The sequence below is a fragment of the Salibacterium aidingense DSM 18341 genome, from assembly GCF_000429685.1.
Classification (GTDB): Bacteria; Bacillota; Bacilli; order Bacillales; family Marinococcaceae; genus Salibacterium; species Salibacterium aidingense.
Map to the genome: position 1 here is coordinate 13,088 of NZ_AUCI01000013.1, position 15,444 is coordinate 28,531.

The 15,444-nt window shown below is 35.0% G+C and carries 10 protein-coding genes; 8 read left to right on the forward strand and 2 right to left on the reverse strand.

The window, feature by feature from the left end; all coding sequences use genetic code 11:
* Position 1: 1 nt before the first annotated feature.
* On the reverse strand, positions 2 to 520 hold the full coding sequence (locus G475_RS0113390) for a hypothetical protein (RefSeq protein WP_026701728.1): 519 nt from the start codon (positions 518 to 520) through the stop codon (positions 2 to 4).
* Between the two features lie 54 nt (positions 521 to 574).
* On the reverse strand, positions 575 to 778 hold the full coding sequence (locus G475_RS0113395; RefSeq protein ID WP_026701729.1) for a hypothetical protein: 204 nt from the start codon (positions 776 to 778) through the stop codon (positions 575 to 577).
* A 269-nt stretch (positions 779 to 1,047) separates the two neighbouring features.
* On the opposite strand from G475_RS0113395, the gene G475_RS0113400 reads away from it, so the two are divergent.
* From G475_RS0113400 to G475_RS0113435, 8 genes are all read left to right on the forward strand, one after another.
* Complete coding sequence (locus G475_RS0113400; RefSeq protein WP_026701730.1) at positions 1,048 to 1,305, forward strand: TIGR04540 family protein; 258 nt, start codon at positions 1,048 to 1,050, stop codon at positions 1,303 to 1,305.
* Between the two features lie 10 nt (positions 1,306 to 1,315).
* Complete coding sequence (locus G475_RS0113405; protein ID WP_084414117.1) at positions 1,316 to 1,921, forward strand: DUF1819 family protein; 606 nt, start codon at positions 1,316 to 1,318, stop codon at positions 1,919 to 1,921.
* Between the two features lie 16 nt (positions 1,922 to 1,937).
* Positions 1,938 to 2,525 carry a DUF1788 domain-containing protein gene (locus G475_RS0113410; protein WP_026701732.1) on the forward strand — a complete coding sequence of 196 codons (588 nt, stop codon included), beginning with the start codon at positions 1,938 to 1,940 and terminating at the stop codon, positions 2,523 to 2,525.
* Position 2,526: 1 nt separating this feature from the next.
* On the forward strand, positions 2,527 to 6,081 hold the full coding sequence (gene brxC, locus G475_RS0113415) for a BREX system P-loop protein BrxC (RefSeq protein ID WP_233275777.1): 3,555 nt from the start codon (positions 2,527 to 2,529) through the stop codon (positions 6,079 to 6,081).
* Between the two features lie 16 nt (positions 6,082 to 6,097).
* The gene (gene pglX / locus G475_RS0113420; RefSeq protein ID WP_026701734.1) at positions 6,098 to 9,577 is read left to right on the forward strand and encodes a BREX-1 system adenine-specific DNA-methyltransferase PglX; all 3,480 of its coding nucleotides are present in this window, start codon (positions 6,098 to 6,100) and stop codon (positions 9,575 to 9,577) included.
* Positions 9,578 to 9,649: 72 nt separating this feature from the next.
* Positions 9,650 to 12,208, forward strand: coding sequence for a BREX-1 system phosphatase PglZ type A (pglZ, locus tag G475_RS0113425; protein ID WP_026701735.1), 2,559 nt, complete (start codon positions 9,650 to 9,652; stop codon positions 12,206 to 12,208).
* Between the two features lie 18 nt (positions 12,209 to 12,226).
* Entirely contained in the window at positions 12,227 to 14,281 is a 2,055-nt protein-coding gene (gene brxL, locus G475_RS0113430; RefSeq protein WP_026701736.1) for a protease Lon-related BREX system protein BrxL, read from the forward strand.
* A gap of 162 nt (positions 14,282 to 14,443) precedes the next feature.
* Positions 14,444 to 15,424 (forward strand): restriction endonuclease, encoded by a 981-nt coding sequence (locus G475_RS0113435; protein ID WP_026701737.1) that lies wholly within the window; start codon positions 14,444 to 14,446, stop codon positions 15,422 to 15,424.
* Positions 15,425 to 15,444: the final 20 nt, after the last annotated feature.

Below are 15,444 nucleotides of genomic sequence, written 5' to 3' on the forward strand. Positions count from 1 at the left end.
ACTAAGATTTCTTTTTCATCATATTGCCAAGTCTGGATATTGCGTTCGCTGTTTGATTAATTAGGAACTTCCCTGTTTTATGGTTTAGCTGATTCCCTCTACTAATAGTTGTGGTAGAGACATCCAATGTTTTGTTTGCAAGGTGGTGTGTTGATTGATTTGCTTTTTCTAGACTGTTTGTGACTTTACCTAGTACATCTTCACCCTTTGATGCAGTGATATCCGCACTACGATGAAGGAGATTACCCATTCGGTTTTTCATTGTTGGTTGAGTGAATAGGTCTTCTCCATACAATGATTCAATCGTTTCGATGGCAGTCCTTAATTGTTCTCTGGTAGTAAGCAAATGTGACAGTCTTACATAATCATTGCATTCAATCGCTTCTATTATCTCTTCTGTAAAAACCTCCTCCTGTTCACATAGATCTTCGTAGGTAGTTTTAACCTCTGAGATGGGTACATCTTTTCCGTTTAGTAGTTCCGATACGTCTTGATAATCCTGTCTTACAGTTTTCTTCATAACTATGCCTCCTCTTAATAAGTTGTCAGTAACATCCAGATACAGCATCTTTCCTCATTTGTTAAAATGGTGATAACCTTTCAACGTAAGTTTCAATAACTTACCGTCCGATTTCCGGTTTGTTACCAAAAGCAATCCTTCATCCTCAAGGTTCAACAGGTCTACTTCTCGAATCCCATAATGATTTAGATACTTGAGTGGAACCCACTTATCGATCGCCTTTGCTTTCAGGAGAATGTGTACTAATGAACGATCCATTTCTAATTCCTCCTTTCGAAGTGCGCTCCTCTCACCACGCATGTCGTCTCTGTAAAACAAAAACCGTTATCTATCCAAATGGATAAATAACGGTTTATATAAAAGGGGTGGGGCATGAAACGGAAGGGTACCCCTTTTCATATAGTCATTGTGGAGGTTCTGGAAATTTTTATGTATTTTTTCGCCCCTAATGTATTGTGTTACTTATGAACTAGGTATAGAATAAAAATTGAGTATAAAAAAAGTAAGAATGTCGAGGTGGTTTTGAAATGGAGGTCAAGCTGTTTCAAAAAACACAGAGAGACCTTGCAGCATCCATAAATCTTGTTATAGATAAATACTGGGCAGACGAAATAAGTGAATCGAAAATGATAGAACTAATACATAAACTCTATAGTAACAACGAGAGTAAGTTTATAAAGGACGAACAATATACAACGGTTCTTCGTCAGCAGTGCGGGAAGAGAAGACTGGAAGTTGTAAGTAAAGTATTGGGTAGAAGTGATACCAAAATATTAAGCTTTTAAAAAGAAGGGGATGGATGTGTTGTCACATAACCTTGAATATAGTTCTGCTTTGACAGGAGCTTCTTTTTTATTTTATGAGATAAAGCAAGTCGTGAAATTGTCATTAGAAGGACTGTCAGATAAAGAGATAAAAGAAGTGGTGATTGAAGACAATCTATTTGAATATCAACATGTGTCCAGCTTAAAACGTGCTATCCCTTCTCTGTTAAGGAGAAAAATGGCATTCGATGATGTGTTAGTGAACATGTTACTAAATGAAAATGTAGAAACGGCAAAAATGATTAATCTTTATGCCATTATGAAGACAGATCGGTTGTTTTTTGAATGGATGGCAGAGGTGATTTCTCAGAAGCTTTTTGAGGGAGATTTTTTATTAGAGAAAAAGGATATTAATGTGTTCTTTAATCACAAAGCGGAACAAAGTGAAAAAGTGTCCTCTTTTAAAGAACAGACAGTTAAGAAATTACAAACGGTGCACCAAAGAATACTGCATGAATCGGGTATTTTAATGGATATTAAAAAAGGAACCCTAACGGTTCCGATTATTGATATGGACTTGAAAGAGCATTTAGAAGCGATAAATGATGCTGATTATATTAAAGCGATGGGTGCATAAGTGAAAGGATGAAATAATGGCAAATATACTTGAACGTTTAGATCAAATCATCCCAAAAATTCGTTCAGATAAGTTTATAGAGGGCTATGGGTTAGGGAATGAAATTAGTTTCTACATATTTGATTATGATCCACAATATGAGCTATTAGTCAGAGATCATATTGATCACGTAAAAAACCAATTTAGCCACACAAATTCAGGCCGTAAGATCATTGAGTTTGATTTATATAAAATGCTGATAGAATCGCTTGAAGAAAAAAATATATTTGAGCGTGTGTTTCAGATTGAAAAACAGCAAGGTGAAGAAGCATTATTACGTGCGATGCAAAACTTTGCCAAACCTCAAATGTTTTTAGACAAGATTCAACGGGAGATAAGTGATCATAATGTAGTGTTCATTACTGGAGTAGGGAAAATTTATCCATTTATTAGATCTCACACCGTTTTAAATAGCTTACAAGAAGTGATTGATAAGACACCAGTCATTATGTTTTTTCCAGGTAAATATGATGGCATGTCGTTAAAGCTTTTTGGAAAGTTTAAGGATAATTATTACAGAGCATTTCGTTTAGTTGATGATCAATTATTGGAAGGAGAGTATTAAGGTGCCCATTCAAATAAAAAATATGTTTTATAAGAACATCGAACGAAATTTGCGCGGAGTTATTAAGGTAGGTCAAGAGGATGAGGCTAGTATTGAGCAAGAACTAGATGAGTATGTTGTCACAAGAGAGCTTCAAAAGCATTTGTCCAAGTTTTATGACAACTACCAAAAAGGTATCGATGGGGATTTTGAAGATGTTGGTGTATGGATCTCAGGTTTCTTTGGATCAGGTAAATCACACTTTCTGAAAATTTTGTCCTACTTGCTTAAAAACCATCCAGTTAAGGGCAAGAATGCCATTGATTATTTTGAAGATAAGATTCAAGACCCAATGGTGTTAGCAAATATGAAGCGTACAGCTGATATTGAAACAGAAGTTATTTTGTTTAATATCGATTCAAAGAGTTCGCTAGACGGTAAATCAAAAGAAGATGCGATTTTAAAAGTGTTTATGAAAGTATTTTATGAGCACCGTGGATATTATGGTGATATTCCAGGTGTCGCTGAGATGGAAAAATACTTAGACCAACAAGGTTTATATGACGATTTTAAACGCGAATTTAATCTCCTTGCTGGAGAGGAATGGGTAGATCGACGTAACACTTTTTATTTCGACGCTGATTTTGTAATTGGTGCATTAACAAAAGTAACCGATATGACGGAAGAAACCGCTCGAAATTGGTTTGAAAACGGTGTGAATAATTTTGAAATCAGCATTGAGAAGTTTGCAAAAGATGTGAAAGAGTATGTTGATCAGAAGGGGAAAAAATTAGTATTTTTAGTTGATGAGATAGGTCAATATATCGGCGATAATCGCCAGTTAATGTTAAATCTTCAAACGGTTACAGAAAATATCGGAACATACTGTAAAGGGAAAGTTTGGCTTGGCGTTACTGCACAAGAAAGTATTGATAGTTTGATGAAAGTAAAAGGTGATGATTTCTCCCGTATTCAGGGGCGTTTTAACACACGATTATCGCTATCATCTATTTCTGTTGATGAAGTAATTAAAGAACGTATTCTAGCAAAACAAGATTTTGTAATGGATACATTGAAACAGCTTTATCTTTCAGACAATAACAGTGCAAAGCTTAAGAATACAATATCCTTCAAAGGGGAAGTGAATGCTGAATTTCGTGGTTATGATGATGAAAATGAATTTGCAGAAATTTATCCATTTGTTCCTTATCAATTTAAATTGCTGCAAAGTATTTTTGAACAAGTAAGGAAACATGGAAGCTCCGGCAAGCATCTTTCTGAAGGCGAGCGTTCTATGTTGTCGGCCTTCCAGGAATCAGCTTTGCAATTTAAAGATTATGAAGAAGGTACGTTAATACCGCTACATGCTTTTTATGAAACCATTCGAGAATTTTTATCTCCATCTGTGGCCAGGGTTATCGAAGGGGCATATCAAAACCAGGCATTGAATGATGATCCATTTAACATAGATGTTTTGAAAGTTTTATTCATGATTAAATATATTGAGGAAATTCCAGCAAATGTGGATAATCTTTCAACATTGATGGTAACGAATATTGATGAAGATAAATTAAAACTAAAAGAGAAGTTACAAGAATCATTACGAAAACTTACCGCACAGAACTTAATACAGAAAAACGGCGAGGTATATGTTTTCCTCACGGATGATGAGCAGGATATTAATCGAGATATCAAAGAAACAAAGATTGAAGAAGAAGTAATTAAAAGGGAATTAGCGAGCTATATATTTGATGATATCTTTGATAACAAAGCAGTTCGATATAAAAAAGAACATTCTTTTTCATTTAATCGAATAATGGATGAAAAACATTATAGAAGTCAGACGTCAACTTTAGGTTTAAATATTATTTCTTCTTTATCCGATAACTATACCTTATCCGATCGGGAGCTGATGATGGAGACATATGGTAAGGATGAAGTTTTGATTAAATTAGAAGGAAATGAGTACTATCAGGATGAGATGGAGCAGGCGTTACAAATTGAAGAATATAAGAAACGGAAAAATGTTCACCAAATGCCTGAAAACATGCAGATCATCATTCAAAACAAGCAATTTGAAGCGAAAGAGCGTCGTAGAAGAGTACGTGAATTACTGAATGATGGCTTAAGAGCTGCGAAGTTCTATATAAATGGGGAAAATGTGAATGTGAAAGGCGGTTCAGCAAAAGAAAAAATTACTAATTCACTGGTTCTGTTAATAGAGAGTGTTTATGAAAAATTAGACTATGTGAAAGAACATGTCAATAGTAACAATGATTTGTTAACGATTTTACGAAGTGATAATGAGGCAACTCCACTATTTAATACAGCTGCTGCAAATGAACTTGCCTATAAAGATGTGAAAAATCATATTGATTTACAACATGAGTTCGGACGACAAATGAGGGTGAAACCTGTACTTGATCATTTTCAGGCTAAACCTTATGGGTGGCGCGAGTTAGATATAGCAGGGCTAATCGCTCAATTATGGAAAGAACAGTATATACGTTTAAGCTACAAAGGGGAATATATTGAACCTGTGCATCAATCTGCATTAAATGCTTTAATTAAATCATCAGAAACCGATATGGTCATTGTCACCAAGCGTGTAAAAGTAGATGATGCTTTGCTTCGCACGGCGAGAAGAATAACGAAAGAAGTATTTAACAAGACGGATCTATCGGAAGACGAAGATGGATTAGTTCACGAAATTAAAGGACTTATCCAACAGGAAAGAGAAAGAATAAAAGCCTATAAACAACGCTATGAAGGACGAAAATATCCTGGCGAGAGTATTCTAGATAAAGGTCTCGAGTATTTCGAACAATTTAATGAACGAATGGACAATGCAGCATTTTTTACAAAGTTAAAAGAGTTAGAAGAGGATTTATTGGATTGGGAAGAAGACGTAACGTATGTAACAAGCTTCTTTGATAATCAAAAGTCAATTTTTGACCAGGGAATGGGAGCTATTGATAAGTATCAAGAAAACCGACACTACCTAACGAGTGACGACATTCAAGATGCGGTTGAACAATTAAAAGATATTGTAGAAGATCCAATTCCTTATAACAAAATTAAAGATATTCCACCGCTAGCACATAAAATTGATGAAGCCATCGAACATACACTAGTGGATAAGAAACAACATGCCAAAACGTATGTGGAAGAAGTTCGTGAAAATTTAAAATCAAGTGCTAGCCAATACGGTGTTACGGATCAAACAAAACAGCGGTTGGAGAAAGTGTTTCAAGATTTACTATCGAGCATCGATCAATATACTAATATCTACAAAGTAGACGCTACCATCACGCACTGTAATAATTATAAAACTCAATTTGAAAGAAAAATTGATGCTAATATTCAGGCTGCCCAAAGAGAAAAAGAACAGGAAGAAATAAAAGAGACAGAGGCCCCTCCGGCAACCAGGAGTGTAAGTAGGGTACGAATTAAAAATATCGTCGACACAAATAAACGTCTGAAGAATGAACAAGATATCGACACGTTTGTAGAGAATCTTTCCAAAGAATTAAAGCAAATGATTATAGAAGACCAGGATATCGAATTTATCGATTAAATAGGAGGTTTCATCGTTGAATAAAGCAGCACTGAGGACGTTTGCTACTAATGCTCGTCGTGAATTACTTGAAAAAGTCCAAGCAAAAGCAATGAAAATAGGAATAACAAAAGACAAAATAACAAAAGCCAATGTTGAAAGTTCGGATGCCATCTTTATTGATGGCAGACAGCTTTCTAAACAAGAAAAATTTCAACGGGAAAAACTGATCCAACGTATTAATGAAAAGGATTATAAACAAGTAATGGAGGAAGTCGCTTACACGTGGTTTAACCGATTTACAGCGCTGCGCTTTATGGAAGTAAATGAGTATCTTCCTTCAATGGTACGTGTATTATCCTCTTCAACGCCAGGAGATCCGATACCAGACATAATTAAAGAAGCCATGTCATTAGATTTTGAAATTGATAAGGAAAAAGTATACGAATGGAAATTAAACAATGAAAACGAAAAATTGTTTCATTATCTCATCATCAAGCAGTGTAATAATTTAAATGATTACCTTCCATTTATGTTCGAGAAAATTGATGATTACACAGAAGTTTTGTTTCCTGACGGTCTTCTATTCAAGGATTCATTTCTTCGTCAAATGATAAATACAGAAGTCATTCCAGAAGAAGATTGGATGCAAGTAGAGATTATTGGATGGTTGTATCAGTATTACATTTCTGAAGAAAAAGAGCGTGTAATTAAAGCGAAAAAGAAATATAAAACAGAAGAAATACCATTTGCTACTCAACTATTTACACCTGACTGGATTGTTCGGTACATGGTACAAAATACATTAGGACGCTACTGGGTAGAAAACCATCCGGAAGATAGGGGATTAATTAAGAAATGGGAATTTTATATTGAAAATTCTAATCCTGAGGTTGATTTTGAAGAGAAGCTCGCACCCTATCTAAATAAAGAGTTAAAAGTAGAGGATATTAAGTGTTTTGATCCAGCGATGGGCAGTGGACATATACTAGTATATATGTTCGATCTACTCTACGATATTTACACTAGATGTGGATACTTAGAGAGAGAAATCCCGAGAAATATAATCGAGAATAATTTATATGGTTTAGATATTGATGAACGAGCTTATCAACTTGCTTGTTTTTCTGTAGTAATGAAAGCAATGAAATATAACAATCGATTTTTACGAAGTATAAAAAGATTTGGGTTAACGCTTAATCTTTCTTCAATTTACGAATCAAATGATTTGGAAGAAAACGATATCGATTTTTTCGCAGAAAGTAAAGAAAGTCTAGTATTCTCAGAGGCGAAAAAACTAATTGATTCATATAAGGATGCAAAAACATTTGGGTCAATAATTAAAACCAATGAAATAGATGTATCATTAATTGATGAGAGAATGAGTTTTATACAGGAATCCCCAGCAGACGATATGTTTGCACATCGTTCTAGGGAATTACTTATTGATATAATTCCAAAGTTGATTAAACAGTATAAAATAGCCAGTATTAATTACGATATTACGATTACTAACCCACCTTACATGGGTGGGAGGTATATGCCTAAAAACCTTTCCGATTATTTAAATGAATATTATCCTGAACATAAAAATGATTTATTTTCAACTTTTATTAACTTTGTTAGAAATCGTACTAAGAAAAACGGACATATTGGATTGATTACTCCATATGTATGGATGTTTATTAAGAATTACTTAGAACTCAGAAAAGAACTGGTATTTAATAACACATTCTCTTCTTTGGTTGAGTTGGAATATAATTCATTTGAAGGGGCAACTGTACCTGTTTGTACTTTTACATTACGAAATACAGCAATTCCTATAACAGGTGAATTTATAAAACTTGCTGATTTTAAGGGGGTAGATTTACAGCCATTGAAGACAAGAGAAGCAATAACTAATAATAACGTCCTTTATAGATATCAAGCCAAAACAAAAGATTTCAGAAATGTAACGGGATACCGTATCGCTTATTGGTTTTCCAAAAATTCTCTTCAAATTTTTGAATACGATAAACTAGATGAAAGTATTGACATGACTGGATCACAAAATATTACTTCTAATAACAATAAGTTTCTAAGGTACCACTGGGAAGTTTCAAGTAATGAAATAAACAATCGTTGGGCTTTTTACACCAAAGGTGGTGAATATAGAAAGTGGTATGGAAATATTTTATTAGTTGTTGATTGGTCTCAAGAAGCAAGAAATCATTATGAAAATAATACAACTGCAAACCTCTTAAACAAAAAATATTGGTTTAGAGAAGGTTTATCTTATAATGGAATTTCTAACAGGGGATTTTCTGTAAGAAAGGTCGGAAAAAATATATACGATAAAGGAGGCCCTACTTTACATCCTGAGGATACACTCTCAAGTTACTTATTAGGTCTTCTCAACAGTGTTTGTGTTAATGAAATCATGAATTTGTATAACCCCACATTAAATTATCAGGTTCAAGATGTAAAAGATATTCCTCTATTAATTGACAGTAAAAAGAATGTTGAAAATCTTGTAGAAGAAAACGTACAAATTTCAAAAAATGATTGGGACTCAAATGAGACTTCATGGAATTTTAAGAAGCATCCATTTTTAAATAATAATTTAGCAAATAAAAAGATGGAACAAAGTCAATTAATTAGTGATATCTTTTTAGAATGGGAGCAAGAGACCTATAACAATTTCTACACCCTTAAAAAGAATGAAGAAAAATTAAACTCTATTTTCATTGAGATGTATGGTCTTGAAGGAGAGTTAACATCGGGTGTCGATGAAAATGATGTCACAATTAGATTAGCTGATAAGACTAGAGAAACAAAATCATTTATTACTTATGCCGTAGGATGTATGTTAGGACGTTATTCACTAGATGAAGAGGGGCTAATATACGCAGGTGGACAATTTGATGCAAGCAATTACAAAATATTCAAAGTGGATGAAAATAATATTCTTCCAATTGTCGATGGGACTTATTTTGAAGATGATATTGTTTCTCGTTTTGTACAGTTTGTACGCGTTACATTTGGTGATGAAACATTGGATGAGAACCTTGAATTCATTGCAGATACGTTAGGGAAGAAGAAAAACGAAACGGCAAAAGAAGCGATTCGCCGTTACTTTTTGAACAACTTTTTCAAAGATCACGTGCAAACATATAAGAAGCGACCGATTTATTGGTTGTTTACGTCTGGAAAACAAAAGGCCTTTAATTGTTTGGTTTACATGCATCGTTATGATCCATCGTTGTTGTCAAGAATTCGTACGGACTATTTACATGAATTACAGACGCGGATGGATGCGGAGCGTGAATCGTTAGTTAGTATAATTGATGGGGATTCTACATTGAATGAAATTAATAAGGCGAAGAAAGAACTGCAGACATTAGATAAGAAAATAAACGAGCTTAAAGAGTACGATGAAGTTTTACATCGTATGGCTGACCAACAAATTGAAATTGATCTTGATGATGGTGTAGAAGTGAATTACGCGAAGTTTAACAATCTTCTCGCAAAGAAATGATAGATACGAGGATGTACCAGTTTTAAGGCTGGTATATTCTTGTTTTGATATATAGAATATGAGGTGGCAAAAATGGAACAAACGGAAGTCATCCAGTCTTTAGAAACATTATTTAATCAACCATTAAACGATTATGAAAACCGACGAATTGTGTTTTGGCTTGATCAAGATAACGAATTCACGGATTTCATTGATGGCATAGATGTTGAGAATGTTAAAGTTCATCAATTAACAAAGAATAACCAGTTTTATACGCAATATCTATTGGAACAAGAGGATAGACATCATAATTATTTAATTTACACGACGGAGGAGATGGATGTAGAGGACAATTGGTTAATGGACACATATCTTTATTCAAAAGTATTTCACGCCGATAAAATCTCCTTAATCATGAGAGAGCATGGCATCGATTCATCATTACGTTCTATCGTAAAGAAATACAAAAAGTTTTTTGCCAATCAGGAACGAGTTCGGAGGCTAAAGACGTTAGCCATTAATCGATTTGATGAAGAAACTTTGGAAATCGGTCTAATGAGTGCCTTATGTGGATTAAAAATGGTTCAATTTGAAGAAGTGATGAAAGCTGTCCTGATGGATACACTAGAGGACAACGAAAATCAATACGTCACGCAGTTTCATAAATTTATTGATGAAAATGTTTTTTGGAAGTACGCCGCTAAATATTATGGATTTGAACAAAACAATCCGACATTGAAAAAATTAATGACACATTTAATGGTGACTGCTTTAAGCCATTCATTAGATGATGAGCATTTGAGAAATATAGAAACGTATCTCGCCAAACATAATCGTTCAAACTCTTTTGTTTTTATTGATCGGTGGATGCATCACAGTGAAGATGTAGAAATTTACGATCAATATGCGAACAGTATTCAAAACGATATTCAAATAGCAGACATTGTACGTCACTTAACTATAGATGAAATAAAGAAAGTAGATGTTTTCCCGTATTTGGATGAGGCTATTATTCAGTACATTTATACCGGATTAGAAGCAAATCATGAGGATTATGAAGCGTATAAGAGTATAATTCGTATTCGACGCGCAAAACATTTTTACACCAAATATCAATATGAATATGAATGTTTATTTCTTGCAGCTGACATGTTTGCCTTTAAAAAAGAGTATCCAATGGGCATTTCAAAAGAAGCGATGAAAGATATGCATGCCAAGTATGTTAATCAATATTATAAACTCGATACCTTATATCGAAAGTTTTATGTTGCCTTTGATCAAGCAGAATCTAATGACCGGTTAAGTGGTTTGCAAGATTTGATTGAAAACCTTTATTCCAATTGGTTCATGACTGAATTAAATACCCAGTGGACAACTTCTGTTCAAGAAGAAATCACAGACGAATGGAAAATTGACGGTGTTTTAAACCAACAAGAGTTTTATATGAAGTATATTGATTCTCACGTATTTAGAGGAGAGCGGGTATTTGTTATTATTTCTGATGCTCTTCGTTATGATGTAGGTGTAGAGGTTGCTGATCGTTTAGAACAAGAGACTAGGGGAAGCAGTGATGTCACTTCGATGCTAAGTGTCATCCCTTCGGTCACTAAGTTAGGCATGGCAGCATTGCTACCACATCGAGATATCGAATTAGATGATAAAACAAACGTTTCTGTTGCAGGTCAATCAACAAAAGGTACTGAGAATCGTGAAAAAATTTTACAAAAACGAGCAGAGAATGCGTTGGCTGTTTCGTATCATGATGTAAAAGCAATGAATAAATCCGGTCGGAGAGAATATTTCAAGGGAAGTAAGCTTAATTACATTTATCATAATACAATAGACGCGACTGGAGACAATGCATCGACAGAGAAGTTCACCATTAACGCTGTGGAACAAGCCATTAATGAAATTTATGATATCGTTAAAATGATTAGTGATGAGTTAAGCGGTACTAATATTTATATTACATCAGATCACGGATTTATTTATCAAAGAAAGCCATTAGAAGAAAGTGATAAATTAGAACAAAACGACTTATCTGCTGTTGAACGAAAAAGAAGGTATTTGTTATCTAACGAGCGACAACAAATTGATGGGTTGCTCCGTGTTCCATTAAAAAATATTGTGGCTGATGATGATAAATGGAATGTATATGTCCCGAAGTCAACGATACGATTTAAGATGAAAGGTCAGGGCGTTAATTTTGTTCACGGTGGAGCAAGTATGCAGGAAGTAGTGGTGCCATTAATTACGTTTCGAAATGCGCGCAGGGGACAAGCCCATAGTAAAGAGACAGAACAGGTGGATGTCAAGTTAACAAATACTTCCCGCAAAATAACAAACAGTTTGTTTAAATTATCTTTTTTCCAGTCAGAAAAGATAGAAGGTAAAGTTATACCAAGAACCGTTAGAATCTATATGGTGGATGATGAGGAAAACGTAATATCCAATGAAGAAGTAGTCATTGCAGATAAACAAACGGAAAGACCAGAAGATAGAATGTTTAATCTTCAATTTGCTTTAAAAACACAGGAGTATGATCGGAACAAGACTTATGAATTAATTATTAAAGATATGGAAAGTGAAATCATTTTAGATAGAATAGGATTCGCCATTAACCTAGGAATTACGAATGAATTTGATTTTTGATAATAAAGGGGTGTAATCATGACCGAACATGACGTTTCAACATCTGTAGAACTGGATGAGAAATTAAATGATGTTTTTGCTGGGCGCGTCGTACGTAAAGATTTAACCACTTTAATCAAAGAAGGAGCTAATGTCCCTGTTTATGTCTTGGAATACCTATTGGGGATGTACGCTGCCACTGATGATGAAGAGAGCATACAAGAAGGAGTAACTCGGGTTAAAAAGATTCTTTCAGATAACTTTGTTCGACCTGACGAAGCGGAAAAAATAAAGTCACGTATTCGTGAAGTTGGCCAGTACTCCATTATTGATAAAATAACGGTAAGATTAAATCCTAAAAAAGACATGTATGAAGCTGAGTTTTCCAATTTAGGATTAAAGGGAGTGCCATTATCAGCAGGATATGTAAAAGAATTTGATAAATTACTTGCTGGTGGAATTTGGTGTATGTTGAAAATGGATTATTATTACGACGAAGAATTAAAGGATAGTAATCCGTTTAGCATCAATCACGTAAAACCTATTCAAATGCCGAACATGGATATAAACGAAATCATAGAAGGACGTAAACAGTTATCCAAAAGTGAGTGGGTAGATGTATTAATACGTTCGACAGGAATGGAGCCAACACAGTTAGAAGAACGGGTGAAATGGCACCTCTTACTGCGTTTAGTTCCATTGGTTGAAAATAATTATAACATGTGTGAACTAGGCCCTCGTAGTACAGGGAAATCACATGTTTATAAAGAATTATCGCCTAACTCTGTATTAGTTTCTGGCGGTCAAACCACTGTCGCCAATCTGTTTTACAATATGTCTACTCGTCAAGTAGGTCTTGTCGGGATGTGGGACACCGTAACGTTTGATGAAGTTGCTGGTATAAAATTTAAGGATCAAGATGGTATTCAAATCATGAAAGACTATATGGCATCAGGATCATTTTCGCGAGGGAAAGAAGAAAAAGCTGCAACTGCATCTATGGTGTTTGTCGGTAATATTAATCAAAGCGTAGATTCTCTAATAAAGACCTCACATCTTTTTGCCCCATTCCCGGAAGAGATGAATAACGACTCTGCTTTTTTTGACAGAATGCATTATTATCTTCCTGGTTGGGAAGTGCCGAAAATGAGGCCTGACTTTTTTGCAACACGTTATGGATTTATTGTAGATTACATGGCAGAGTATTTTCGTGAAATGAGAAAGCGATCCTTTGGAGATGCAATTGACAAGTATTTTAAATTGGGAAATAACTTAAATCAACGTGATGTTATAGCCGTTCGTAAGACAACTTCAGGGTTGGTCAAGTTAATGTATCCACATGAAGACTACACAAAAGAAGATATACAAGAAGTCTTAGAGTATGCATTAGAAGGTCGTCGTCGAGTGAAGGAACAATTGAAAAAGATCGGGGGCATGGAATTCTATGATGTAATGTTCTCCTACATACATCTAGATTCTTTAGAAGAAGAGTACATTTCTGTACCTGAGCAAGGCGGTGGGAAACTGATACCTGAAGGCATTGGTAAACCAGGCCATGTCTATACAGTTGGTCATGGCGCTACTGGAATGGTCGGTGTATTTAAGTTAGAGAACCAAGTTTTTTCAGGTACCGGTAAATTTGATAAGTCCGGTATGGGCTCTAACCGTGATGCAAAAGAAAGTTTAGACACCGCATTCCGTTACTTCTCAGCAAACAGCCAAAACATTAGTGGAACTATCAGCATAAAAAATAAAGATCATCTTATGGATATCCAAGATCTACAAGGAATTGGACTAACCAGTCATTTAGCAATTGCAGAACTTATAGGACTAAGCTCCGCAGCTATGGAAAAACCAGTACAAGAAGGTTTAGTTGTCATTGGATCCATGACAGTAGGAGGAACCATTGGAAAGGTGGACAACCTAGCAGATATCTTACAGGTTTGTGTAGACAGTGGAGCAAAGAAAGTATTAGTACCAGCATCATCCGTAGGTGATTTAGCCACAGTACCATCCGATTTAATGATTAAAATACAGCCAATATTTTACCAAGATCCCATTGATGCCGTGTTCAAAGCTTTAGGTGTAGGGTGATATGTAACTATCAGGTGTGCAACACGAACTGGCAGATCATTTTGTTTACAAGTATTATTAATCTATTAAAGACGCATTTTTGTATGTGAACGCAGTGACAATGAAATATCGAAATACAATTAAGGTCAATGTTAAAACTTGTTTAATTTAGGAGGCTGTAAAATGGTAAAATGGTGGATGATTCGTGCTGGAGATAATAACGAACTAATTTCAGTATGGAAAGAGAACAATATTGCATCGATTGGATGGCCTCAGTTTGGGAATCCAAAAGATTATAAAAACAAGAAAGAATTAATCGCAAAGGCCGATGAGGTTTTTGATGAAGAGAAACCAAATTCTAGGAAAAGTTGGGTTAATCAAGTATGGCGATTTAGTCGTGAGATCCAAAAAAATGATCGAATTGTTACATATATAAAAGAGAGCAGAGAATACATGGTCGGTACTGTTACAGAACCACATTTTTATGATCCCACGGTTGGCAACCCTGCTTATCCCAATACTATAAAGGTTGAATGGGAAGAATTTACACCAGGGAGAGATTTGCTATCTCAGCCAGCAAAGAATAGTTTAGGTTCAGTATTGACTGTGTTCCGAATAGACAATTGGGGAAGAGAGATTGAGAAATTTTTAGTAAACCCATTTTTAGTACCTGAAGACACAGAAAATGATGAAGAAAACGAAGTAATAGAAGACTTAGTCAGTAAATCAGCAGTGATGGTTCAGGATAAAGTAGATAAACTTGATCCGTGGCAGATGCAAGAACTTGTTGGTGGGTTACTACACGCTATGGGTTATAATGTGCATGTCAGTCCAAAAGGGCCTGATGGTGGCGTGGATGTATTAGCATCTAAAGATGCTTTTGGGTTTGAAAAGCCAATCATCAAAGTTCAAGTAAAACATCGCACCTCATCTGCCACCGCTCCAGAAATTCAACAATTATTAGGTGCCAATCCAATGGACGCAAACAGCTTATTTGTATCTACCGGAGGTTTTACGTCACAAGCCGATAAAGTTGCCAAACATAATGCTGTACGGTTAGTAGATTTAGAAGAGCTAGTCGATTTATTGGTGAAATGGTATGAACATATTCCTACTGATGTAAGAGCGTTATTGCCGTTGCAGAAGATGTATGTACCAGAATAAAAATACACTACAGCAATTAA